Raw genomic sequence first — 1959 nt, 5'->3', positions numbered from 1 at the left:
CATCCACAAATCACATAATAAATCAACACTGCTATTCATTGCACACCCCCAAAGATTTGTTCTCTCAAACATGCCAATCCTCTGGATGTAATTTTCGTTGAAGGCAGGACCTTTTCTGTACCATCCGGTCTTTGAATGGTGATAGCAGGGCAGTCCATAAAGCCTTTCTTTATTTTGTCCTGATAAGGTAACAGAGGCGCCCCTGGAGCACGACGATAGACCCAATCGTTTTGACGCAAGTAGTCGGTTAAGTCCTTTGGTCGTACTTCAAGCATCTTTGCTGCTTCTATCAAACCGAACAAACCATCAGAGCGTTTTAAGCCTTCCAAAGCTTTTGCTTTTGGTTCTAATTTAGCAATGATATTGTCTTTCCGCTCGTTTTCATCTTTTAAATGCGTTAAGACACCAAGCATTACTGCTGGACTGGAGTAGTCGATCGATTGAACATAGGATTGCTTTATCTCGCCCCTACGCCATGCAACAAATAACTTAATAAGCATATAACGGACTTGAGAAGATTTTTCTGTATTCGATAATGTCGCAATCAATAACGCCTGCTCTTCGTTAAGCCAATATTCTGTTACGTTATTGCCCTTTATTACGTGCGCCACAGTGGCGCACCTCCCAAACCGTTCTATTTCTTGCATATTTCTTGTAATTAATTTTCTAACGTCACGTGTACGAACAAACCCTAATTTTTCTGCTAAGTCCACATCGCGAACACGAGGCTCGTTTTCGACTTCTCGTAATTTGATTAATTTGTCTTTATTGATAGGTAAGTATGTGCTATTATTCATTGTAATTGACCTCTTTCAGGTTAGTTAGATGTAAAGCGTTAGAGAGAGTTTTTGCGGACTTATGCTCTAGCGCTTTTTCTTTTTTGAGAATGTTAATTATTTCAGATGAAAGAGAGCGATCATTCTCAGTCGCCCGATTAAACAACCACTCCTTTAATGTATGTGGCATATTTATTTTATATTGGATCGTTTTCATTTTACCTCCATATGCACATATTTAGTACCATAAAGGTACCTTGTGTCAAGTGTATTTTAGGTATATTTTAGGTGCATGACAAAAAAAGATCGTGTGCAATTTAAATTTCTCATTCCAATTGAACTGAAAAATCAATTGGAAGAGCTTGCTGAAGCAAATCATCGTAGCCTTACGGGTGAAATTCTTGCTCGTTTAGAAGATTCTGTCCGCACTACCGTTACATTAAATCACCTACTGGCAATGAATTCAGAAGATCTCAAAAAGCTCCTTGAACAATCACTCGTGAATAAAAAACAATAAGATGCCACACATAGCCCCCTCAGAGCGTTTTAAGCCTTCCAAAGCTTTTGCTTTTGGTGTTAATTCGGCAATGGTGTTATCCTTCTGCTCAATTTGGCTTTGTAAGTGATTCAAAACACCAAGCAATGCCTCCGGTTTAGAGTAGTCAACTTGTGGTGTCACTACTTGTTTCAAAAGCCGTTCACATTTGATAAAGTATAAACGAGCCTCTCTACCTTTCTTATTGTTCTCAAGCATAGAAAGCTCTTTTGCTACACTTAGTGTAAGATAATATTCTTTTAACACTACATTTTGACGTTCGCCAGTTTTGGCGAGCGTTAAAATATAATCTATTCCCTCTTCTAAATTGTATTTGATAATACGGTCTTTAATCCAATTGGAAAAGTCTCGTTTTGCCTCTAAGAATGCGTGCAGATTACGTGCATTTACTGTCTGAACAGTATCGCCATCAATGACTTGTTCTGTAATTTTTATAAGAGTGTTCATTATGAACTCCTGTGTAATTAGACGTTTTTCATTAACACTTTTAACAAAGTGCCGGGCGCTGAAAAACACGGTACACAGTCCGTCGTTATGCTTTTCCCAAAAGGGTATTGTATAGCATAACCACACCCGACAAAGCTATTATATGCGTGTAGCATACAATGAGTCAAAGCTTTTAAATTG

General features: G+C 38.2%; 4 protein-coding genes. 1 reads left to right on the top strand and 3 read right to left on the bottom strand.

Annotated features, from left to right (window positions below; genetic code table 11):
• Positions 1-35: 35 nt before the first annotated feature.
• Positions 36-797 carry a phage antirepressor KilAC domain-containing protein gene (locus ACFIJ0_RS07460; RefSeq protein WP_375644168.1) on the bottom strand — a complete coding sequence of 254 codons (762 nt, stop codon included), beginning with the start codon at positions 795-797 and terminating at the stop codon, positions 36-38.
• Positions 790-993 carry an Arc family DNA-binding protein gene (locus ACFIJ0_RS07455; RefSeq protein ID WP_004859798.1) on the bottom strand — a complete coding sequence of 68 codons (204 nt, stop codon included), beginning with the start codon at positions 991-993 and terminating at the stop codon, positions 790-792. Before ACFIJ0_RS07455 ends, ACFIJ0_RS07460 begins: the two co-directional genes overlap by 8 nt.
• Before the next feature lie 75 nt (positions 994-1068).
• Here ACFIJ0_RS07455 and ACFIJ0_RS07450 point away from each other — a divergent pair, with 75 nt between their 5' ends.
• Positions 1069-1293 carry an Arc family DNA-binding protein gene (locus tag ACFIJ0_RS07450; RefSeq protein WP_015856236.1) on the top strand — a complete coding sequence of 75 codons (225 nt, stop codon included), beginning with the start codon at positions 1069-1071 and terminating at the stop codon, positions 1291-1293.
• On the opposite strand, the gene ACFIJ0_RS07445 is transcribed toward ACFIJ0_RS07450, so the two are convergent.
• On the bottom strand, positions 1270-1779 hold the full coding sequence (locus ACFIJ0_RS07445) for an antA/AntB antirepressor family protein (RefSeq protein WP_375622771.1): 510 nt from the start codon (positions 1777-1779) through the stop codon (positions 1270-1272). The two genes, ACFIJ0_RS07450 and ACFIJ0_RS07445, sit on opposite strands and share 24 nt — an antisense overlap.
• Positions 1780-1959: the final 180 nt, after the last annotated feature.

The sequence above is a fragment of the Bartonella sp. OC68QHHN genome, from assembly GCF_042193875.1.
Lineage (GTDB): Bacteria > Pseudomonadota > Alphaproteobacteria > Rhizobiales > Rhizobiaceae > Bartonella > Bartonella grahamii_A.
The sequence above is the reverse complement of the archived record's forward strand: the minus strand, read 5'-3'. Positions and strand labels throughout refer to the sequence as shown.

What these genes read in the sequence shown, in the direction of transcription:
- ACFIJ0_RS07455 (WP_004859798.1), bottom strand. Translation starts at nt 993, where the DNA reads ATGAAAACGATCCAATATAAAATAAATATGCCACATACATTAAAGGAG.
- ACFIJ0_RS07445 (WP_375622771.1), bottom strand. Translation starts at nt 1,779, where the DNA reads ATGAACACTCTTATAAAAATTACAGAACAAGTCATTGATGGCGATACT.
- ACFIJ0_RS07450 (WP_015856236.1), top strand. Translation starts at nt 1,069, where the DNA reads ATGACAAAAAAAGATCGTGTGCAATTTAAATTTCTCATTCCAATTGAA.
- ACFIJ0_RS07460 (WP_375644168.1), bottom strand. Translation starts at nt 797, where the DNA reads ATGAATAATAGCACATACTTACCTATCAATAAAGACAAATTAATCAAA.